Here is a 21,505-nt window from a genome sequence, read left to right as displayed (position 1 = left end):
TCCCCTGCGGCACTATTGTCTTGCATTCTGCCGCTCAGAATAGGCGGACAGGCTGCACCGGTCAACTATCCAGTTGGTTGATTATGGTCTACGCAATGCCGAAAGCACGAAATCGATAACGTGCTGGCGCCGGCGCGCAATCTGAGGAGCCGATGACATGTCGCGATCAAAGATCGACGACAACGTGCTGTTGTTAGAGAAGAAGAAATAGGCCAGTCCGGCGATCGAAATGTATAGATTGACGGACCCGAACCGGTCGTTGAAGACGCCCTTTTGCACGCCGCGGTCCACCGTTTCCTCGATCATTTCGACCAACGGGGAATGCATGGCGACAAGATCCGTCGACTCTCTGAGATGCGAGCTCTGCATGCGGTTTTCATCATTGAGCAGGGCGATGAATTCGGGATGCTCGGCAAGATAATCGAACGAGAATCCGACCAGGCGCTCCATCGCCGCTTCGGGCTCGAGGGCACGCAGGTCCAACTCTTTCTCGCGCGAGCGAATATGCTCATAGACCTGCTCCAACGCGGCCGTGAAGAGGTCTTCCTTGCTACCAAAATAGTGATAGACCATTTGCTTGTTCACTTTTGCCCGACGGGCGATTTCATCGACGCGCGCTCCGGCGAAACCAAGCTGAGCGAATTCGGCAATAGCAGCTTCGAGCAAGGCGAGTCTGGACGCCGCGGGGTCACGGCGGCGCGGTGACTCGTCTTTGGCGGCTAGCTTCTGTGTCATTGGCATCCTCTCTCAACCAACCGGTTGGTTTCAGTATTGATTAAATAGGTTCGAATGGATATCGTTTTCTTACGATCTCCCCCGTGGATCCCGAGCGGCGTGAGAAAACCGGTTCGGGTGAGGTGTCAAGCAAAACCACTCACAGCCAGCCAAGGAGACTGCTTTGAAACATCTGTTGTATCTGGCCGCCGCGGCCGTACTTTTCCCAGGTGCCGCGTCAGCGAAAGACATCAACTTCATCCTCAACTGGGTCCCGACGGCGGACCACGCGCCCTACTTCTACGCCAAGGAATTGGGCTGGTATGAGGATGCCGGAATCACACTTGCCATCGAGCCGGGGAGCGGATCCGGCGCCGCTGCACAGCGCGTCGGCGCCGGCAGGTCGCAAATGGGCGTGGCGGATATGGCCACTTCGCTCGTCGCCAAGAGCAAGGGCGCCGACACCGTCGCCGTCATGACCGTCTATGCGAATTCGCCGCAAGGATTCTACTGGCTGAAAAGCAACGGCATCAGCGGACCGGAAGATTTTGCTGGGCGGACGATCGGCAATCCACCGGCCGATGCCTCGCGGGTCATGTGGCCGATGTTCGCGGAAGTGGTGGGGCTGGACCCCGATTCGGTCAGCTTCGTCAATGTCAGCCCTCAGGCGAAGCTCGCTTCGCTGAAGAGCGGCGCCATCGACATCACCAGCGATTTCTACAACGAGCATGACCTGAAGCTGCGTGAGTTCGGCGACGATCTGGGCTTCGTGGCCTGGCGCGACATCGGCATCAATCCTTACGGAAACTCGGTGATCGTCAACGCAGACTATCTCGAGGAAAACCGCGAGACTGTCGAAGACTTCACCAAGGTGACGCAGCGCGCTTTCAAATCATGCGTTGAGGATTTCGAGCCGTGCCTCGACTCGTTGATGAACAACGTTTCCGGTCTCGAGCGGGACAACCAGCGCGACCAGTGGAATCGGATCAAGGAACTCATGACCGACCCGACAACCACCTCTGTCGCTCTCGGAGCTTTCGATCCTGCGCGTATGCAGGAGGATTACGAGATGGTCGAAACTTATTTCGGCATCGAGTCCCCTTTCGACGTCACCAGCGTCTACACCAACGACTTTCTCGACGAGACAGTGAAGATGACGGACTGAGACGGCATATAGTGTCCTGCGCTGCTGCCGAACCTGGTGACCGAGCTTCGCTGATCCGCCTCGGATCCCGGGAATGGGATATCCGGGGCGTATTTGTGATGCCCGGACTTTCCTCGCGCAGCAAACTCACCATAGCGCGGCCGCCAAACTAGGGCGGCTGCCGATGTATATTAGCGCTCGTCCGGTCGACGAGCCCCAACACCGTATAATCGTTAAATGGTTAGGCGCGACAAGCCTGAGAAATCCTCCGAGCCCGGCTACCTCGTCTTAGAAGCGAAAGGATTGACGCTTTTCCGCCTCCTCGGCTTCGGCGCTTAGCGCGCTAAAAAGCTGGTCCGCAAAGCGCTGCCTGGCATTATTCGTATCCATCAGCAGGCCCAGACGCCGGTAGGTGGGGGTCGTTCCTAACGGATAAACCTTCACCTGCTCTCCGAGAGGCTCGCCTCCCCGCCGGTAAGGCACGATGGAGACACCGAGGCCTGAACCGACGAGTGAAATGACGCCTTCCAGGCTATCCACCTGCATGTGGGAGGTGACCTCGATTCCGAGTTCTTGCAGTCGGGCCTCGATGAGATTGGCTACCCGCGCCATCCGGCTGAAGCGGACATAAGGATTATTTTCGAGGATTTCGCGGAAATCGCCACCGGTTGCCTCCTCATGTGCGATGACGACGAGCGGTTCAGCGCAGAAGGCGCGAAAGGTCATGTTCGGTGCCATCGCTTCCGGCTCGGTAATGATCGCGGCATCGATGCGACCAGCACGCAGCGCGACCTCCAGCTCATGCGTAAGACCCGTGGAAAGCCTAATGCTGAGTTCCGGTACGGTCTGGCGCAAACGCAACAGTGCGGGCGGTACGACCCCGGCAACCGCGGTGTGCACGGCACCAACCTTCAGCACGCCAGCATTGCCCCGCCGCTTCAGGTTTTCGCTGAGTTGCTCCCAGCTTTTGATGACATCCCGCGCCTGCTCGGCAAACTCGTACCCCTCCGACGTAAGAACGGGTGGCCGGCGACTGCGGTCAAAAAGAAGAAGCCCGACGTCCTGCTCCAACGCCCGCATTTGTACGCTGATGCTTGAAATCGACATTCCCAACGCATTTGCGGCCTCGGCAAAGCTACCGTGGTCAACAACAGCGGTGAAAGTGTAGAGCGATTTCACATCCACGGTTTACCTCAAGAACCCGCAAGTCCCCGCAAGATGAGGTTGAGCGCAAGCAGGCACAATACCCCAATAACAATACGCCGAAATATCTCTGCCGGGATATGCTGCCCGACGACGTCCCCTGCGCTCATTCCCGCCAGGGCTGCAGGCAGGGAGATCGCGGCGACAGCAACGCGCGCCGCGTCCATCAGGCCTGCCAGCCAAAACGCCCCGGAAATCAACACTCCGGAGACGATAAAAAGCAGACCGAGCGCGGAGATGAACATCGTGCGCTCGACCTTCATCGCTACGAGGTGCATCAGAAAAATCGGTCCGTTCGCGGTCGTCAGCGCACCAACGATGCCGCCGAGGAGGCCCACCGCGCCTGCAATTTCGTTATCGTGCCGCCTCGGAACCTTTAACTCGGGCGAAGCGATGGTCAGCACGACGAAACAGATAATCGAGATGCCCAACGATAACATGAGAACCTGATCGGTGATTATGCTGACGAGCACGGCACCGATCGGCACGCCGACGACAATGCCGCCCAGCACGTATCGGAAGCGCCAGACTGTTTCACGCATGCACGCTGCTCCGAAGAACTGCTTCACGTTCGTAAACGGCAGGACAAGCGCATTGATCGCGAGCGCAAACTCCACGCTGACGATGAGGGGCAGGATGGACATAGTTACCAATGGCAACCCGAAGCCGAGCGCGCCCTTCACGAGTCCGCCAAGCAGGAAAATTGCCGCGATGGTGGCGACATCGAGGTTGGTAAGGTCGGCGAAGAGATTCATGTCAGATCATCGGCAGATTTCAAGTCGAGAGCCGCGTAAGAAGCGATAGACCAAAGCAGATTCATTTGGCCGACTTTGATGCAATCACTTCCTGCTCAACCTCTTCGCCCGGATGAAGAGCGCCTTTGACGATCAGCGCTATGGCAAGCGCCGTCAGCGCCCAGAAAAACCAGGTGATCGGCCCGCGCGCAAGGATGTCGAGAGATCCCTGCGACATCAGCATAGCCTGGCGGAAATTGTTCTCGAGAAGAGGCCCGAGAATGAAGGCGATCACGAAAGGGGCTGGCGGTAACTTGAAAAGCGCCATGGCATAGCCGAGCGCGCCCATGACGAACATGACGGCGACATCGAAGATCGCATTATTGACCGCATAGACACCAAAGACGCAGAGCACCAGCACGCCGGGGAAGAGAATTGAGCGTGGCACGTCGGCGATATAGCGAAAGCCGCGGATGGCCACCCCGCCGACAACCAGCAGGATCAGGGAGCTCATCACTAGCCCCATGAATATGGCATAGATGATATCGGTGTTGGTGGTGAACATCATCGGACCCGGCTGTAGTCCATGCACCATGAAGGCTCCGATGATGATCGCCGTGATCACGTCGCCCGGCACACCCAGCGCGAGCAGTGGGATGAGAGTGGAACCCGCCACGCCGTTGTTGCCGGCCTCAGAGGCAGCGACACCCTCAATCTCACCCTGGCCGAAGTTCGCCTTATTGGGCGAATTCCGTCGTGCCTCAGCATAAGACAGAAATGCGGAAGGCGCGGCGCCAATTCCCGGGATCGACCCCAGGAAGACGCCGATAAAGCTGCCGCGAATGATCGATTTGAAGCTGTGGCGGAGATCCGCGAAAGTTATGTGATCGTTCCCGAGCCGACGCACACTACCGTCAAGCTCTTTCGGCCGATGGATGAAGGAGAAGATCTCGGGCAGAGCGAAAAGCCCGATCAGGACCGCTATGAAATTGAGCCCGCCCATCAGATCAGTCGAGCCAAAGATGAAACGGTTGGTGCCATAGACGAGATCGAGCCCGATTGTCGCCAGCAATAAGCCGAGAATCGCGCTCACGCCGCCCTTGAGTAGGCTGTCACCCGAGACACCCGCGATAATCGTGAGGGAAAATACGATGAGGGTGAAAAACTCCGGCGGGCCGAAATTGAGCGCAAAGGAGGCCAACCAGCCTGCAATCAGGATGAGCGACAGATTGGAAATGAAATCGGCAATGCAGGAGGCGTAGAGCGCCATGCCAAGCGCGCGGCCGGCCTCGCCCTTCTCCGCCATCGGGTAGCCATCAAGAGCCGTTGCCGAGGAGGCCGGCGTCCCTGGAGTGCGGATCAGGATGGCAGGTATCGAGCCGCCGAAGATGCCACCCTTGTACACGCCGAGCAGGAGAAGAATGCCGAAAATCGGCTGCATGGCAAAGGTGAAGGGCAAGGTCAGCGCCACAGCCATGGTGGCCGACATGCCAGGGATCGCCCCGGCGAAGACGCCGATCGCCACACCGCCGGCCAGGCAGGCGAAGCTCTGCCATTGAAGGACGAGCGCGAGCCCGGCCGCGAGCGAATCCATAAAGGTCATGGCAGCCTCACCAGTTCACCTTGCGGGATCGGTACGCCCGCGACATGGAAGAAGAACGCGTAGAGAAGAAGCGGCAGCGCAATGGCGCAGATCAATCCGGTAAGGCGCTCGCCAGCGCGCGTAACGTACAGAATGGCTGCGAACGCCAGCATCGAGGCCCAGACCATGCCGAGGGGCGCGATCAAGATATAGTAAAAGACGATCACGCCAATGAAGGCGGCGAGACGCAGGAGCGACGCGCGATCGAAGCTCGGGAACTCCTTCACCGCCGCTCTGCCGAACCCGAAATAGGCGCGAACAGCAAGGGACGCGCCTATCAGGAACAATGCGATGCCGAGAATGGTCGGCCAAAACGTCGGCGACAGAACAAGCGATCGCACGTTTTTAGGCGTCACGATTCCAAACGGTATGGCTACGAACAGGATCAACAGCGCCAGCACGGCGGTGACGACGCCAATCCCGATCTCGATGCGCCTGGACAGCATCGGCGGACCTCCTCCTCAACTCGTGGCGAAATGCGCCGGCCCGGAAAGGCCGGCGCACAGCATGATCACCTATTCGACACGCATGTCGAGGTCATCTACGAGCTTGCGGAAGGTCTCGTACTGCGCGTTGACGAATTCCACAGATTCCTCCGGGCTCATCAGATCGACCTGTGAGCCAATCTTTTTCATATAGGCGAGGAATTCCTCGTTCTGCGTGGCCTGCTCCAGCCACTCACCCCAAGCCTCGGCCGCCTCGTCGCTGAGATCGGCCGGCCCGGCAATCCCGGTCCAACCGACGAGCTGCTCCAGTTCAGGGTGGCCAAGTGAGGCCGCGGTCGGTGCGTCAAAACCTTCGAGCGGCTCCGGGGTGGTGACCATGATCGGCTGCAACTGATCGTTCGAGACGAAGCTCGCCAAGGCCGAGGAATTGGTGCACACGAAGGTGGCCGTACCCTGCAGGACCGCGGTCGCCGCTTCGCCGCCGCCGCCCATCGGAATGTGCGTTGCGTTTTCCAGCGGATTTTCCACACCGAATGCGTCGAGCACCATGGCTCCGGCCAGATGCAGCATTGAGCCTACGCCGGAGCTGCTGAAGCTGACGGTGCCGGGGTTTTCCTGCACCTGCTGGACAAGGGCCTCCATGGAATCGATTTCGGAGCCAGCGCGTACGGCACAGACCACCGGGTTGATTTCATAGACGCCGACGAAGCGGAAATCGTCCAGTGTGTAAGGCAGTGTCTCCTTCATGGCCGGATTGACCGTATGGGAACCGACCCGCGCTGCCAGCATCGTATATCCGTCCCCGTCGGCGTTGGCGACTGCTGCCGAACCGGTCGCACCGCCAGCACCCGTCCGATTGGCGAGAACAAGCGGTCTATCAAGGATTGGAGTCAGAGCGTTCGATAGGGCACGCGCCGAAAGGTCGGTTGCGCCGCCGGCGCCATAGGGGATCACCAACTGGATGGGCTGGCTCGGATAGTCCTGAGCCAGTGCCGAGGATGCGGCCAGCGCGGCCGCGCCCAGCGAAATGATGAATGCGTTTACTCTCATGCGTTCCTCCCATTTTTTGAACTTGGATTTTGTGTGTTTGCTGCCTCCCGCAGCGTCGGCTCGGGCCTCTGCCCGAAGATCGTCGCAAGCTACATTACCTCTCGCTTACGATCGTCGGTCTCCCCGTAGCGGCGCAGTGCCGGCGGACGAAGCCCCTCGTAAAGATGTGCGAGGCCTGCATTGATTTCGTCGCCGTGCGCGGCAAAGAGAGAATTTCCGTTGAGATCGCTGTCGACGATGAACGGACCGAAATTCTCCACCTCGAAAAGCCACATCGCCTGCGCTATGCCGAGGTCATCGAGCCAATGGACGTCGCGCACCCGTTTTATGCCGCGGCCGAGCAGCGCGCCGGTGCCGTAACCAACCGTGGTGAGATAAACGGCACCATGTGGCACGAGAATGTCGCAATAGGCTTCGCGTGGCATGCCGCCCTTGCCTATGATGATCTTTGTGCCCGTGCGTGTCAGCCACTCATCCATCCATTTGGAAAACCGGAAACTCGCCGTCGCCGTAACACCACCGATGCGATAAGAGCCCTCCGCGTCAGGCGCCGCTGCCGGAGAGCAGTGGAAGTTGACATTGCTGACCGCAGTGAGATCGAGCGGCAGGTCTTGTTTGTCCTCAAGCACGCGCTTGTAGACGCCCTCGCGCGCCGTATAGACGACACCGTCGAGGAACACGACCGCGCCCGGTTCGAGCTGCGCCAGATCTTCCGCAGTTACGGGTAGCTTCAAGCGGAATTGCTTGAGATTTCCTCGGCGGTTTCCCATCCGATCGTCTCCCTTCGCATGTAAGGCGTGAACCATTGCGGATCGGTGCGGTACGCAATCGATCCGTCGGCATAGATGCGGGCGGTCGCCCGGCGCGAGCTGAGGCAAAATGTGTGGACCGACATCGGCATGCCTCCGGTATGGGTGTGGCCCACCTCGATATGACAATCGACCACCATTGACGAGCCAATAAAGCCCATGGCGCCCATGCCGATTTTGTTGCCGATTTCCTTGAGCTCTTTCTCCAGCGCTGCGATCTCGGGATCCGGATTCCGGTCCCCCACAGTCCGCAAGCAGGCCGCCTGCTTGCCCAGTTGCATGCAGGTGTCCTTCGAACCTCCAAGGCCGACACCGACGATGGCCGGCTGGCAGGCAAGACCGCGCTTTCCGAAGGCGATCAACGTGTCGAGATAGAAGCGCTTGATCCCATCGATCCCGTCGCCAGGAAACAGCATGCGGTAATCGGTTCCGAAGAGCCCGCCCTTGTGCACGGTCGTGATGTCGACCCAGTCGGCGCCGGGCTCAAAGCTCCATTCGACCTCCGGCGCATTAATCCCGACATTGTTGTTGTGCTCCGTGCGCCAGAGCGGATGCACGCGGTTTGGCCGCAAAGGCACGTCATTCGTCGCACGTGCGGTCGCCGAGCGCAGGGATTTCTCGATACCCACGAATCCGGCGTCCACTCGTGCTTCATTGCCGACCTTTACGTAGTATCGGGGCAGACCGGTATCGGCGCACATGGGGCGGCGATCCTCCGTCGCCGCTTCCCAGTTGTCGACCATCGATTGAAGCACGAATGCCGAGAGATCGCCCTGCTCCAGGTCGATCATTCCCTTGATCCCGTCGAGGTAATCCTGCGGTATGTCGATCGCTGCATTCGTCATGATCTGATATGCAGCTTCCTCGATTTTTCTGTTGGCTATCATGTGACGCATCCTCGCTACGCGACCGCCGATTTCCCGGCAGGCTCGTCCTCGATGAGTGTTTCCCCTGGCTTGACGACGGAAAAATCGACCGGAACCATTTCGACACGCGGCTTCCCGTCTTGCAGCGACACGCTTGTATAGGCGGTTGTTTCCAGGTCACCCGTTTCCGGAAAGTCCTCCCGGTAGTGGGCACCGCGACTGTCCGTGCGCGCCTCGGCCGCCGTGGCAATGACTTCCGAGATCATCGTCAGGCTCTTCATATTGAGCCAGTCGTGCCATGTGAGATTGAAGGTGCGGTCACCGTCGGGCAGGCCGCAACCGTCGAGTTCATCTGTCTGTTCGACGAGTTTCGCCTTGCCGCGCGCGATGCCGGCTGCGTCCCGCATCACTCCGACGTCGTCCCACATGGCCTGCGAAAGCCGCTCGCGCAGCTCGAAGAGATCGCCCCTCTTTTGCCCGAAGGGCACTTCGGCTCGCGCGATGCCCTCATCGATCACCGTCTCGTCAGGATCGCGCAGCGGCGCCCCATCGCGAACGAACTGGGCCATGGAATCGCCTGCGATTCCTCCAAAAACAGTGGAATTGGCGACACCGTTTCCGCCAAGGCGATTGGCGCCGTGAACTCCGCCGCAATCTTCCCCGGCTGCGAAAAGCCCAGGTGAGGCCGTTGATGCGTCGACTTCAAACTCGACGCCGCCCATGAGGTAGTGCGCGGTCGGCACCACCTCCACGACCCCGCCCGCCAGGTCGAAGCCGGAATCGGCACAGCGCTTGACCATGCCCGGGAACATGCGTCTCACATTTTCCGGGCCGAGATGGCTCATCTTGATGTAGACACCATTCATTGGCGTCGTTCGTCCGGCCCGCATTTCGGCATAGATGCCACGACTGACCACATCGCGCGTGGCGCGCTCGCCGCGCGGATCATAGCGCGTCATGAAACGTTCGCCGTCGACGTTTAGGAGATGGCCGCCAGCACCGCGCAACCCTTCTTCAAGCACGGTGCCGGTCATGCGTGTGCGCAATCCGCCGAGCAGGCCTGTCGGATGAAACTGCACCATTTCCATGTCGCGCAGTTTCAGTCCGTAACGCAAGGCCATGGCCAGTCCGTCGCAGGTCTTGTCGCCTGACGGCGTGTGGTAGAGATACATCGTCGGCCCGGCGCCGGTCGCCAGGAGCACCGCCCGTGCCTGCACAAAGCGGTAGACACCTTCGCGGATGTCGATCAACAAAACGCCAGCGACTCCGCTGCCATCCTTGGCCGGGATCAGCTCGATGGCGCGATGTTCCTCCAGCTTTTCAACGCCGAGATTCCAGACCTGCTCCATCAGCCGGTTGATGATTTCGATGCCGGTGAGGTCGGATTTGTGAACCGTACGGTCGAAGGTCTGCCCGGCGAAGGCCTTCTGGTGAAGCGTGCCGTCAGGGTTGCGATCGAAGAAGCATCCGACCTCGTTCTCCAGCTCGCGAACGCGCTCGACCGCGCCGACACACAGCCGCCACGCCAGGTCCTGGCGGGGCAGCCATTTGCCGCCGTGGATCGTGTCCATGAAATGCCGCTCGATGCTGTCACCCTCGCCGAGCGCGACATTGTAGCCGCCTTGCACCATGCGTGTGCAGCCGGATTTACCGAGCAGTCCTTTTGCAACCAGAGTCACTTCGCAATCCGGGTCGGCCTGCTTGGCGTGCAAGGCCGCGAAAAGGCCGGCACCGCCCGTGCCCAGAATCAAAATGTCCGTTTTGGAGCGTTCGATGCGCATCGCTCAGAAGACTCCCAGAAGAAAGACAAGGCCGAGCGCCAGTGCACCGCCGGCACCCCAACCGATCAGGCCGGCACGGTCGTCGGCATCGGATCGCCAGGGCATGAATTCCAGAACCAGTATCCGCAAGCCGAAGAAAAGATGCAGCGCCAGGAGCACGACAAGCCCCCACTCGGCCATCTTGACGAGGGGTATGTCAGCGAAAGCGAGAAACGCATCGAAACTGCCGGCCCCCTCGAGTGCCAGCCCCAGAGCCAGGAAATGAAAGGGAAGGAAGATCGCCAGCGCGATCCCAGAGAGGCGATGCCCGAGGAAAGCGACATAGTTCCTGTGTCGGCGGGGCGAATGTCTCATCCAGCCCACCCCGAGATCGCCCAAACAGCACGCAATCCCAATACCAGCAGGACAGCGGCAAACAGAGCCGCGATCCAGTTTCCCACGTGCAAAGGAAGCGGGCTCCATTCACGCAGCACGTTGCGGATTCCGATGGGCCCATGGATCGCTGCGGCGACGACAAACAGCATGTAAAAGAGCGGCCAAATCACGCTCGACGTGGTGCGCGCCAGGATTTCCTCCGCACTCAGACCGCCACGCACGGCGTACAGAATTACGAGGAGATGCACTATCACGAACGGGCCCATGAGCATGGCTGTCAGTCGCTGCAGGGCAAAAAGCCGAGCTTCCATCATCGTGCCCTCCCCCTGAGGAGGTCGACGAGGCTCATTTTCTTGATCCCAGCGATGGAACGGGTCGGCGAAATGCCGACAGGACAATGCGTCATGCAATTGCCTTGGGTGTGGCAGGAGGCACAGCCACCCTCTGACGTTGCCATCTCGAGAAGACCCGCGTGGTCGGCATGTCGCTCGTCATTGAGCAGTGTCCATGCGCGATTGAGCGCCGCCGGGCCGAGATAATCCTTATTCCAGGCCACCACATCACAGGCGGCGTAACACACACCGCAGTTGATGCACTCGATGCCGGCGTCGGCATTCTTGCGTTCCCGGCTTTCAGGGTCGACGGCCATGGGCGGCTCACGGCGGGTTGCCTTTCCCTTGAATTTGCCGCCGGCCTTCTGCCACTTGTCGAAGAACTCGCCCATATCGCAGGCAAGATCTTTTATGCGTGGCATATTTCGCAACGGCTCGATTGTGATCTCGCCGCCCTCCACCACGCGTTTGACGTGGGTACGGCAGGTCCAGCGCGGCCGTCCATTCACCGTCATGGCGCAGGAACCACAGACGCCGACCCGGCAGGCAAACCGATAGGCAAGCGCCGGCTCGTGGTAGCGCTGCACCTCGGTCACCAGATCGAGCACGGTCTGGTTCTCGCGCGCCGGCACTTCGTAGCTGACGTGCCGCCCTTCATCCTTGCCGCGCCAGATGTGCACCCAGATCGTTTTTTCCGTTTCGGCCGTGGTCGACATCTCGTGCTTCTCGTTCGTAACCTCTTAGTGCGCCGATGGCGCAGCGTTGTCTGTTCGCGAAAAGACGGGCGCGGGGGCGCCTGCCATGATCACATTGACAAGAGCCGGACGTGCGCCGTTCACGGCCTCGTGCAGAGCCCCGGAAAGCGCCTTCGGCCGCTCCACATAAATCCCCTGGCACCCCAGCCCCTCCACGGCCTGGTCGTAGCGGACCCGCGATGAAAGCGTGCAGCCGATCAGTCGCTCCGGCCCGAAGTCGCGTAGTTGGATCTGGTGCTCGGCATTCCAGCAGCTGTCATTGCCCACGACGGCAATTATGGCAGCGTCTTCGCGTGCCGCGGTCTCAAACTCAGCAAGGTGAAAACCAGCGGTCCCGTCCCCCATCATCGCGATGACGGTCGCCTTCGGACGCGCCAGCTTGGCTGCAATTGCGTAGCTGAGTCCATTCCCGATCGCCCCCGACGGCCCGTTGATCACGCGAACGGGAGCATTGCAGAACGCCTGCGCCCATTGGCCGAACTCTCCGCCATCACAGATGAGTATCGGCTCATCCGCCTCACGCAGCACCGCCGCAACGGCGTCACAGACGGCTATCGGATGAAGATCTGAAGTTTCAACCTGCGGGCGCTGCCTAAAGGCGATCGCCTCAGCAACAACCTCACGCCACTCCGGCGACTTGTGGGCACGGCTCAACGACGAGAGCCCGTCGACGGCAGAAGCAACATCCGCTCTTACACTGCAGCGAACCCTGCTCCCGCACAGTGTCCTCGCACGGTCAATCGCCTCGTGTTCCGGATCGATGACGACAATGTCGGCATCGGCCGCGATGACCCCCTGCTTCAGAAAACCGAGAGTGAAATCGACCGTTTTGCCAAGGAGGATTATCAAATCGGCCTCGGCAACCACCTCCGCAAACGCGCCGAGCGAAGGATCCCGCAAGCCGCGCGGGCTTTCCATGGCAATAGCGGGTGCGTTGAGCGCATCGGCCAAGCTCTTCACCCGCTTCATTTCGCGGCTTTCGTTGAACTGAGGCCCGAGAAGCACCAGTGGACGCTCCGCTCCGTCCAGGAGCTCGCCAATCTTCCTGACGTCCTCGTCAGACATGGAAATCGGTACAGGCTCGAACGCAAGTGCGTCACCATCGAAAGCCTGAGCATCCCGAGCGTTCAGAGCATCGAAGGGCAACGCCATGTGTACGGGCCCCTTGCGGCCGGAACGGGAAAGCCTGATCGCCTGTGCCGTCATCGGCGCAAGATCGCGAGCCTTGAGCGGGCGCAATGATGCTTTGACCAGCGGGGCGGCTACTGCGTTCTGCTGCAGTTCCTGAAATGCACCGTTGCCGTCCTGCTCGACCGGCGAGTCGCCGCTCAAAAGAAGGACCGGGCTTTCAGCGGCACGCGCAGAGTAAAGCGGCGAAAGGGCGTTGGCGAACCCAGGCGCAGCCGTGACCAGCGCCACGCCGATCTCACCTGTCAGCTGCGCATGAGCATCCGCCATGGCGACGGCCGCCGCCTCGTGGCGAACATGTACGATGCGAATGCCGGAATCGATGCAGGCATCATAGACAGGCATGATTTGATTACCCGACAGACTGAAAACAGTCCGCACACCCGCAGCCGCGAGCGTTTCTGTCAGAACTGATGCTCCATTCCCCTCTGCAGCCAGCAACGTGCTCTCCCCTGCGGATGTGCTCTCCCCGGCACCTGAGGAAGCCTATGTTATTTACTATTTATGTCAAACAAAAATTTGTAACTTTAGAAAAATAGAAATAATCTACAGCCAAGCCCGCATATGAGACAAGGAGGTAGGACATTGGATCAGTCAGTGGAGATTGCAGCCCTTGAGGCTCACGTCCTGCGCGTTCCGATCGATAATCCGGTCGTCACCTCCTTCGGCGAGATGCACAGCCGACCCGCAGTCTTCGTCGAAGTGAAAACCAGGGACGGGTTTTCGGGATGGGGTGAGGTGTGGTGCAACTTCCCGACCGTCGGGGCTGCACATCGGGCGCGGCTCGTTCAATCGGTGCTTACTCCATTGCTGGTCGGCGAAACCTTCGAGACCCCACGAGATGCCTTTGCCAAGGTGACGGCGCGCACGGAGGTGCTGGCAATCCAAAGCGGCGAGCCGGGACCACTGGCGCAAGTGATTGCCGGGGTCGATATTGCGCTATGGGATCTCGTTGCACGGCGGGCGGAGTTGCCCCTGTACCGCTTGTTCACGGAACGTGAGGTTGAAAGCCTGCCGGTTTACGCAAGTGGGCTCAATGCCTCGCAGCCGGAGAAGCTGGCGGAAGAAAAACATGCGGAAGGACATCGCCGGTTCAAGCTCAAGGTCGGCTTCGGTCGCGAGCGCGATGTCCGTAACCTGGAGACACTGCGCGCTGCATTCGGCGCTGAGACTCCGCTCATGGTCGATGCAAACCAGGCATGGACGGCGGCGGAAGCGCTGGAGATGAGCCGAATCCTGTCCGAGTTCGACCCCCTCTGGTTGGAGGAGCCTCTTCGCGCTGACGCGCCGCTCGCAGACTGGCGCGCTCTCGCCGAAAATTCTCCGATAGCGTTAGCGCTGGGGGAGAACCTTCGCGGCGACGCTGCTTTCGCGGAAATGACCAACGCCGGCGTGGCGCGCTACGTGCAACCGGATATCGCCAAATGGGGCGGCTTCAGCGGCTGCATTCCGGTCGGCGGGGCCGCTTTGGATGCGGGACTTACGGTCTGTCCTCACTGGCTGGGTGGCGGCATCGGCCTGATCGCCTCGTGGCATCTCCTGGCCGCACTCGGCGGAGACGGGCTGCTGGAAGTAGACTCCAATCCTAATCCACTACGCGACGATATAAGCGAGATGATGCCGGCGATATCGAGCGGCGAAATGCGCGCGCCTGATGGATTTGGACTCGGAATTCAGCCGAATATTGCAAGTCTGTACCGGGCGTGAGCGAAAGAACACTGGGCCGGGCAAAGCGCCACCGGAACTGGCATCGTCAGTCGACAAGAATCGCTCGGCAATTGAGGGGCCGCGTTGATGCCATGTGGGGCGGGAAACCGCCGGGCGTAATCTCACCAAAAGTCGTTTGATATTTTCCACTCGTGAGCTGCACGCCAGAGGTATGATGGATCCAATTTGCCGCAAATGGAATGTGCTAGCTGTTTGTCACCGCTCCTGGTCAGTTCGAAGGTGCCAAATAGGGCTTCTGCTCCAGGGGAACACATTCATTCATATAGGCCAGGCGGTCCAAAGCACGCTCGATCGAAATGCCCATGTGTTCGGACATCTTTCGCCGTGCAGACTGCAAGTCTTTATCCAACAGGCGATCGATGATCTCAAGATGCTCTCCCGGAAACGGATCCTGGCCGAACTTGGACCGGGTCGCGCGATAAACGTTCACGTTGGTGAAAAGAAGCGCATGGAAATGGTGAAGTGTCTCGCGCAGCAGATCGTTCCGCGCGTATGAAAGCAGATCCACGTGCAATTGCCGCTCCAGCCGGTCGAATTCCGTTGCAGGCAGAAGCTCCTGATGCTCCAGCGCCGCCAGCAACCCACCCCGCATTTCATCGAGAAACGCGCGCGGCGCTTTTTCGGCCGCCTGCACCAGAGCCTCGGGCTCAAGCAGTTTACGCATCTCGTAAAGATTGACCACGCGCGTCTCGTCGAGCTTGGGGAGGTGCCAGCGGTGTCCCGGATCCTTCCGCAAAATGCCGCGATGTTCCAACCTCGCCAGCACCTCGCGCGCGACCGTCCGGCTGACACCGAAATACCGCGCAAGCTCTGTTTCGACAATCCGCCAATCACCATAGGCCGCGTGCATGACGGCCGCTTCGGCCACTTCATGGTAGATTGCTTCCCAACTCGCCGTCGCCTCTACGAGCGGGCGGGAAAGCTCCTGCTCGCCAAAGGCGATCTTTGGCCATGAGCGGCTGCCAATTGCGGCCACCGTCATGCCCCTTGCATTTCGGCTGAGAAGACCATCGCCTTCGAGCCTGCGGAAGGCATTACGCACGGGACCGCGACTTACGCCAAACCGTTCTGCCACGCTCTGCTCGGTCAGATGGTCACCCTCGGTAAACCGGCCGGCGTAGATTTCTTCCGTCAGCAACCGTTCAATCTGTTCATGGAGGCGTGGCGCCCGACCCGGTCGTCCAATGGTTTCCGTCATGCTTCAAAGGCCTCGGGCAGATCATCTCAAACGCTCTACGGCAATCAGCTGTTCATAGCACAGTCCGTCCAGGCGGAAGCAAGTCAAGCGCACGAGATTCATGCTGCACGCTTCTGTGCCGCAACCCGGACATTAAGATACTCGAGCATGACAATGCCGAGAACCAGTGCCGCCGCCAGCAGATTGGCCCATACTGCGGGATGCATAATGAGCACAATGCTCACCGCGAAAGCAGACAACTTCGGAACTGTGAGAGCGCGGAAAAGATAGCGCTCGCCAAGTCCCGCCATGCACACCACGGTGAGCACCCCGCCACCCAATGCTGCGATCAGGCGCAGCGGTTCGGCCTCTTGCCACAACACCAGCGAGGGCCAATAGACAAATATGAAGGGCACGATATAGGCCGCCATTCCCAGCCGCATGGCCGTGAAACCGGATTTCATCACCGATGCATTGGCGATTCCCGCACCCACGTAGGCAGCAAGCGCTACAGGTGGGGTTATCGAAGAGACGCCACCCCAGTAGTAACAGAAAAGATGAGCGACAAGCGGCGAAACACCCATTTCCACCAGGCTAGGCGCGACCAGCGTGGCCGTGATGATGTACACGGACGTGGTCGGAAGCCCGAAACTGAGAAAGAGCGAAACCGCGGCGGCGAGCAGGAGTGCTGGCAGAAGCGCGCCGTCTGCAAGGCCGATGATCGACTGTGTGAAGATCAGGCCTACACCGGACAGCGCCACTGCCCCGACGATGAAACCGACGGCAGCGCATGCGATTGCGGTCGAGATCGTGTTGCGGGCACCGATCACCATTGCATCTGCGATATCCACCAATCCCATGCGCGTATGGGAGCGGAGCGCGCTGATGACGACGACGCCGATCGTGGAGAAGAAGGCGGAGAAGAGCGCGGTAAAGCCCATCATCAGCATGCCGATCAGCAGGAAGATCGGCAGCACCAGATGGCCGTGAGACAGGATCACGCCCTTGACGCGCGGCAGGCGGTTCCGCGCAATGCCTTCCATACCGAGCTTGCGGGCCCGCAGGTGGACCTGGAGATAGACAGCCCCGTAGTAGAGCGCGGCAGGCAGAATTGCCCCGAGCGCCACCTGGGAATACGGCATCTGCAGATACTCGGCCATGATGAAGGCCGAAGCACCCATGATCGGCGGCAGGAACTGTCCGCCGCAGGATGCCACTGCTTCCACGGCGGCGGCAAAATACCCTTTGAAGCCCAACCGCTTCATCAGCGGGATCGTGAAGACGCCCGTGGATGCGACATTGGCTGCAGAGGAACCCTGGATCATGCCCATCATGCCGCTGGCGATAATCCCTACCTTGGCCGGACCGCCGGGGCTATGCCCCGCCGCCGCGAAGGCAAGATTGGTGAAGAAACTTGTCGTCCCCGATTTCTGAAGGAAAGCGCCGAAGAGCACGAAAAGATAGACATACGTCGCCGAGACGCCGATGGCGATTCCGAAGACACCCTCCGTCGACATGTACATCTGCCTGATGACACGCTCAAAGCCGAAGCCGCCATGGCCCAGGACGCCGGGCATCCAGGGGCCGACGAACAGATACCCCACGAACAAGACGGAAAGCACAACCAGGAACATGCCCATGGTGCGGCGGGCCGCCTCCAGCACCACGATGCAGAAGATCGTACCCATCACGATATCCGTCTGCGTAGGATATCCCCCGCGCATCACGATATCCAGGTAGTTCCAGGCCAGGTAGCCGGACGAGATGCTGCCCGCGAGAGCGAAGGCTATGTCCGGAAGGCGGGGGTTTCCCACCTTCTGACCACGGAGAGTGGGATAAAGGAGAAAGCCGAGAAACAGCATGAACGCCAGATGAACGGGCCGCTGCTCCATTGCCGGCAGCGGTCGGTAGCCAGCCGTGTAAAAGTGAAATGCGGAAGACAGGATGGCGACGACGACGAAGATTCTGGACCAGAGGCCTGTCAGTTCTCGGGTGTCGGACGGGACTTCACGCGCGCCCTGAATCGTATCGAGGTCGATTATCCCCTCGCCCTCCAGGTCGGGGCGCGTCCATTCCTCTGTCGTACGGGTTTTACGGTCTTCACGAGCCATGGCGCGGTTCCGGCATGTGTTGATGCAAGACCGGGGCGGCCGGCATGGCCGCCCCGAAGAGATGCGTCACAAGCACGACACCTTACATAACGCCTTGCTCGCGGAAGTAGCGCTCGGCGCCCGGATGCAGCGGGAAAGGCAGGCCATCCGTAGCATTCTCAAGCGTCATGTATTCCGCCAGGGGGTGCACCTTGATGAGCTCTTCCTTGTTTTCAAACATCGCCTTCGTCAGTTCATAGACCTGATCTTCGCTCATGCCTGAATGAGTCGCGAAGGTGATAGGCGAAGCGAAAGTTTTAATTTCTTCTTCGCCGAAAGGATTTGCGGACGCCGGCATCGTATAAGCGTAATCGAGGCTGTCAGCGGTCATGGCTTCGATAACGTCTTCATCAACGTCCAACGCACGCGCCATGCCGGTGTCTGCCACCTGCTGGATCGAAGCGGATCCCGGCGCATCCGGCCAGACCATGGCGTCGATCTGGCGGTTGCGGACCTGGTCGATAGCCGACTGGTGAACCGTGAACTCCGGATGAATGTCCTCATACGTCCACCCGAGGTGTTCCATGATGCTGCGCCACCATGTTTCACCGGTTCCGCCCTGTGTTCCGACCGAAACCCGTTTGCCCTCCAGGTCCTGCATGGATTGGATGTCTTCGTCGATCGCAATAAACCACTGCGGATTGGGATAAACCGTCGCTATGGCACGCAGCCCCTCGTAGCGCCCTTCGGGGCGATCAGCGAACTGACCGGTGTTTGTGTAAGCCTGCTGCCCGACACTGCCGGTAAGATAGGCCACTTCGACCTCTTGATCCGCCAACAGATCGAGGTTTTCCACCGAGCCACCTGTTGCTTGGATCGAAGCCTGGGTGCCTTCCAATACATTATTGTAGATTGAAGCAAGTCCACCGCCCAGACGATAGTAGTTGCCACCCGAGCCGGCGGTCGCGATCCGTACGAAATCCTGGCCACTGGCGATCTGCGGTGCCATTGCGGCTGCCAAAGTAGCTGCAACGCCAGTTGCAAACAGTTTCTTGAGCATGATGTTTTCCTCCCAAATTGCATGCTTGCCTAACAATTGTTAATTGTATACACACAACAAGACACGAGACAAGGGTTTTTTCACCCGGCATTCAAAGCGAGGGGAAATGAACGGATTGGAAGATAAGACCGCATTGGTCATTGGCGGGTCCAGCGGAATTGGGTTTGCATTGGCGCAAGGGCTAGCGCAGTCGGGGATAGGCATCGCGATCGCCGCGCGTACGCAGGAGAAGGTCGAAACCGCGGCCGAGGCGCTCAAGCGTTTGGATCCGGAAGCTCACGGGCTGGTGGCAGATGTCACCAAACGCGAGGAGATCGAGCGCCTGGGCGCGGCTGTGGCCGAGCGGCGCGGCGTACCCGATATCCTGATCAACTGCCAGGGCACCACGGTCATCCGTCCCGCAGTCGAGATCGCGGAGGAGGACTATGACCGGGTAATGGACACCAATCTGCGTAGCGTCTTCTTCTGCTGCACGATCCTGGGGGGAGCGATGCTCGAGCGACAGAGCGGCGCAATCATCAATATCGCCTCCCTGGCGGCGCATCGCGGCTGGCCCAGCGCCTCGGTCTACTCGATGAGCAAACACGGAATCCTCGGTCTGACGCGCACGCTGGCCGCGGAGTGGGCGCAGCAGGGCGTTCGCGTAAACTCTATATCGCCGGGCTTTTTCCTCACGGAACTCAACCGCGACAAGATGCCGGAGGCGCGCAAACGCTCGGCCCTGATGCGCACACCGACCAATCGCTTCGGCAAGGTCGAGGAATTGGTAGGGGCCGCACGGTATCTGGCTTCGGACACGGCAGGCTTCGTCACGGGAACCGATATCGCGGTGGATGGCGGGTATCTGGCCGGCGGCATATGAGATGATGCAGCCGGGAGGCTTTTCGATGTCGACTCCAGTCATCTTGTCCGAACGCGACAGTGTCGCAATACTGACAGCCCGTGCGGCGGCCGGAGCCCGCCCCTTGGGGGAAGGACGCCCGCTGGACAAGCCCTGGTCACCTGGCCACAAGATCGCGCGCGCAGCGCTGAAGCCGGGCGCCCCGATCATCAAATTCGGCCAGGTGATCGGTTATGCGACCGACGAGATCGCGGTGGGCGATCCGGTGCACACCCATAATTGCGCGTTCGGCGCCCACGACCAGAGTTATGTCTTCAGCGGGGGCTTGGAGGCGGCCACGGCGGCAATCCCAAAGATCACGCGGCGTACGTTCATGGGGTATGCACGGGAAGACGGCCAGGTTGGCACGCGCAATTTCATAGCGCTTTGTGCAACTGTGAACTGTTCGGCCACGGTCGTTCGCAAAGCCGCACAAGAGATCGAGCAGTCCGGAATTCTCGAAGATTGGCCTGATATCGACGGTGTCGTTGCGTTTGCCCACGGCACCGGCTGCGGAATGGTTTCCCAGGGTGAAGGCGCGCGTATGCTGGAACGTGTACTTTGGGGCCACGCAACTCATCCGAATGTCGCTGCAACGCTCTTCGTCGGCCTCGGTTGCGAGGTCATGCAGGTCGCCCGCATGCGCTCGCGCTATGGCGGGGCGGCCGAGCCACGCCTTCACGGACTCACAATTCAGGAGACGGGCGGCACGCGGGCGACCGTAGAGCGGATTAAGGAAGCGGTTCGCGCTCTCCTGCCGCAGGTCGGCGCCGCGAGACGGACGGAGCAGTCGGCATCCGCGCTGAAGGTGGCGCTGCAATGCGGCGGTTCGGACGGGTATTCGGGAATCACCGCAAATCCGGCGCTCGGAATGGCTTCGGACCGGCTGGTGGGCTTGGGAGCAAGTCCCGTGCTGGCCGAAACTCCGGAAATCTATGGCGCCGAACAGCTCCTGCTGCAACGCGCGGCGAGTGAGGCGGTAGCGGAAACGCTGGTTGAGCGAATTCGCTGGTGGGAAAACTATACGGCCATGCATGGCGGCTCGATGGACAACAACCCCAGCCCCGGCAACAAGGTGGGCGGCCTGACCACGATTCTGGAGAAATCGCTCGGGGCAGTCGCCAAAGGCGGATCCACACCCCTCGTCGACGTGATCGATTACGCGGCACCGGTCACACAGGCGGGGCTCAATTTCATGGATTCGCCGGGTTACGATCCGGTATCCGTGACAGGACAGATTGCCGGTGGATGCCAAATCGTCTGCTTCACCACCGGCCGGGGCTCGGCCTTCGGATCAAAACCCGCGCCGACCATCAAACTTGCTTCCAACAGCGAGCTTTATCGGCGGATGCCTGACGATATGGACATCGATTGCGGTGCGATCATCTCAGCCAGCACTCCCCTCGCCGACAAAGCGGACGAAATCCTGGACATGATTCTGGCCGTCGCCTCGGGCCGGGCCACAAAGAGCGAAATGCTCGGGCTTGGCGACAATGAATTCGTGCCCTGGCAGGTGGGCGCGGTGATGTAA

General features: G+C 60.1%; 20 protein-coding genes. 4 read left to right on the top strand and 16 right to left on the bottom strand.

Annotated features, from left to right (window positions below):
* Positions 1–81: 81 nt before the first annotated feature.
* Complete coding sequence (locus tag LY631_RS10615; protein WP_274425284.1) at positions 82–735, bottom strand: TetR/AcrR family transcriptional regulator; 654 nt, start codon at positions 733–735, stop codon at positions 82–84.
* Between the two features lie 163 nt (positions 736–898).
* On the opposite strand from LY631_RS10615, the gene LY631_RS10610 reads away from it, so the two are divergent.
* On the top strand, positions 899–1,879 hold the full coding sequence (locus tag LY631_RS10610) for an ABC transporter substrate-binding protein (RefSeq protein WP_274425282.1): 981 nt from the start codon (positions 899–901) through the stop codon (positions 1,877–1,879).
* Between the two features lie 267 nt (positions 1,880–2,146).
* Here the strand turns inward: LY631_RS10610 and LY631_RS10605 are convergent, their stop codons facing one another.
* The 12 genes from LY631_RS10605 to LY631_RS10550 form a co-directional block, all read right to left on the bottom strand.
* A complete protein-coding gene (locus LY631_RS10605; protein ID WP_274425281.1) occupies positions 2,147–3,043 on the bottom strand; it encodes a LysR family transcriptional regulator in 897 nt (298 codons plus the stop codon).
* 8 nt (positions 3,044–3,051) lie between these two features.
* Positions 3,052–3,816: a sulfite exporter TauE/SafE family protein gene (locus LY631_RS10600; protein WP_274425279.1), complete on the bottom strand. Its 765-nt coding sequence runs from the start codon at positions 3,814–3,816 to the stop codon at positions 3,052–3,054.
* Positions 3,817–3,877: 61 nt separating this feature from the next.
* Positions 3,878–5,398, bottom strand: a complete 1,521-nt coding sequence (locus LY631_RS10595; RefSeq protein WP_274425278.1) for a tripartite tricarboxylate transporter permease — start codon at positions 5,396–5,398, stop codon at positions 3,878–3,880.
* Positions 5,395–5,883 carry a tripartite tricarboxylate transporter TctB family protein gene (locus LY631_RS10590; RefSeq protein WP_274425277.1) on the bottom strand — a complete coding sequence of 163 codons (489 nt, stop codon included), beginning with the start codon at positions 5,881–5,883 and terminating at the stop codon, positions 5,395–5,397. Before LY631_RS10590 ends, LY631_RS10595 begins: the two co-directional genes overlap by 4 nt.
* A gap of 69 nt (positions 5,884–5,952) precedes the next feature.
* The gene (locus LY631_RS10585; protein ID WP_274425276.1) at positions 5,953–6,933 is read right to left on the bottom strand and encodes a tripartite tricarboxylate transporter substrate binding protein; all 981 of its coding nucleotides are present in this window, start codon (positions 6,931–6,933) and stop codon (positions 5,953–5,955) included.
* Positions 6,934–7,022: 89 nt separating this feature from the next.
* Complete coding sequence (locus LY631_RS10580; protein WP_274425274.1) at positions 7,023–7,667, bottom strand: fumarate hydratase C-terminal domain-containing protein; 645 nt, start codon at positions 7,665–7,667, stop codon at positions 7,023–7,025.
* The gene (locus LY631_RS10575; protein WP_274425272.1) at positions 7,664–8,629 is read right to left on the bottom strand and encodes a fumarate hydratase; all 966 of its coding nucleotides are present in this window, start codon (positions 8,627–8,629) and stop codon (positions 7,664–7,666) included. The genes LY631_RS10580 and LY631_RS10575 overlap by 4 nt, the downstream gene beginning before the upstream one ends.
* Positions 8,630–8,643: 14 nt before the next feature.
* Positions 8,644–10,389 carry an L-aspartate oxidase gene (locus LY631_RS10570; protein WP_274425270.1) on the bottom strand — a complete coding sequence of 582 codons (1,746 nt, stop codon included), beginning with the start codon at positions 10,387–10,389 and terminating at the stop codon, positions 8,644–8,646.
* A gap of 3 nt (positions 10,390–10,392) precedes the next feature.
* Positions 10,393–10,743 carry a succinate dehydrogenase, cytochrome b556 subunit gene (locus tag LY631_RS10565; RefSeq protein ID WP_274425269.1) on the bottom strand — a complete coding sequence of 117 codons (351 nt, stop codon included), beginning with the start codon at positions 10,741–10,743 and terminating at the stop codon, positions 10,393–10,395.
* Positions 10,740–11,078 (bottom strand): succinate dehydrogenase, encoded by a 339-nt coding sequence (locus LY631_RS10560; protein WP_274425267.1) that lies wholly within the window; start codon positions 11,076–11,078, stop codon positions 10,740–10,742. The genes LY631_RS10565 and LY631_RS10560 overlap by 4 nt, the downstream gene beginning before the upstream one ends.
* On the bottom strand, positions 11,075–11,812 hold the full coding sequence (locus LY631_RS10555; RefSeq protein WP_274425266.1) for a succinate dehydrogenase/fumarate reductase iron-sulfur subunit: 738 nt from the start codon (positions 11,810–11,812) through the stop codon (positions 11,075–11,077). The genes LY631_RS10560 and LY631_RS10555 overlap by 4 nt, the downstream gene beginning before the upstream one ends.
* Positions 11,813–11,836: 24 nt before the next feature.
* The gene (locus LY631_RS10550) at positions 11,837–13,480 is read right to left on the bottom strand and encodes a thiamine pyrophosphate-binding protein (RefSeq protein WP_274425265.1); all 1,644 of its coding nucleotides are present in this window, start codon (positions 13,478–13,480) and stop codon (positions 11,837–11,839) included.
* A 144-nt stretch (positions 13,481–13,624) separates the two neighbouring features.
* On the opposite strand from LY631_RS10550, the gene LY631_RS10545 reads away from it, so the two are divergent.
* Positions 13,625–14,746, top strand: coding sequence for a mandelate racemase/muconate lactonizing enzyme family protein (locus LY631_RS10545; RefSeq protein WP_274425264.1), 1,122 nt, complete (start codon positions 13,625–13,627; stop codon positions 14,744–14,746).
* 229 nt (positions 14,747–14,975) lie between these two features.
* Here LY631_RS10545 and LY631_RS10540 read toward each other — a convergent pair whose 3' ends face one another.
* From LY631_RS10540 to LY631_RS10530, 3 genes are all read right to left on the bottom strand, one after another.
* Entirely contained in the window at positions 14,976–15,965 is a 990-nt protein-coding gene (locus tag LY631_RS10540; protein ID WP_274425263.1) for a GntR family transcriptional regulator, read from the bottom strand.
* Between the two features lie 98 nt (positions 15,966–16,063).
* Positions 16,064–18,055 carry a TRAP transporter permease gene (locus tag LY631_RS10535; protein WP_274425262.1) on the bottom strand — a complete coding sequence of 664 codons (1,992 nt, stop codon included), beginning with the start codon at positions 18,053–18,055 and terminating at the stop codon, positions 16,064–16,066.
* Positions 18,056–18,137: 82 nt separating this feature from the next.
* On the bottom strand, positions 18,138–19,094 hold the full coding sequence (locus LY631_RS10530) for a TAXI family TRAP transporter solute-binding subunit (RefSeq protein WP_274425260.1): 957 nt from the start codon (positions 19,092–19,094) through the stop codon (positions 18,138–18,140).
* A gap of 115 nt (positions 19,095–19,209) precedes the next feature.
* Between LY631_RS10530 and LY631_RS10525 the strand changes: the two genes are divergently transcribed.
* Both LY631_RS10525 and LY631_RS10520 read left to right on the top strand, forming a co-directional pair.
* Positions 19,210–19,956, top strand: a complete 747-nt coding sequence (locus LY631_RS10525; RefSeq protein ID WP_274425259.1) for an SDR family NAD(P)-dependent oxidoreductase — start codon at positions 19,210–19,212, stop codon at positions 19,954–19,956.
* A gap of 25 nt (positions 19,957–19,981) precedes the next feature.
* Entirely contained in the window at positions 19,982–21,505 is a 1,524-nt protein-coding gene (locus tag LY631_RS10520; RefSeq protein ID WP_274425258.1) for a UxaA family hydrolase, read from the top strand.

Origin of the sequence: Chelativorans sp. YIM 93263 (assembly GCF_028767125.1) — a bacterium.
Classification (GTDB): domain Bacteria; phylum Pseudomonadota; class Alphaproteobacteria; order Rhizobiales; family Rhizobiaceae; genus Chelativorans.
This window is presented reverse-complemented; position numbering and strand designations above follow the sequence as displayed.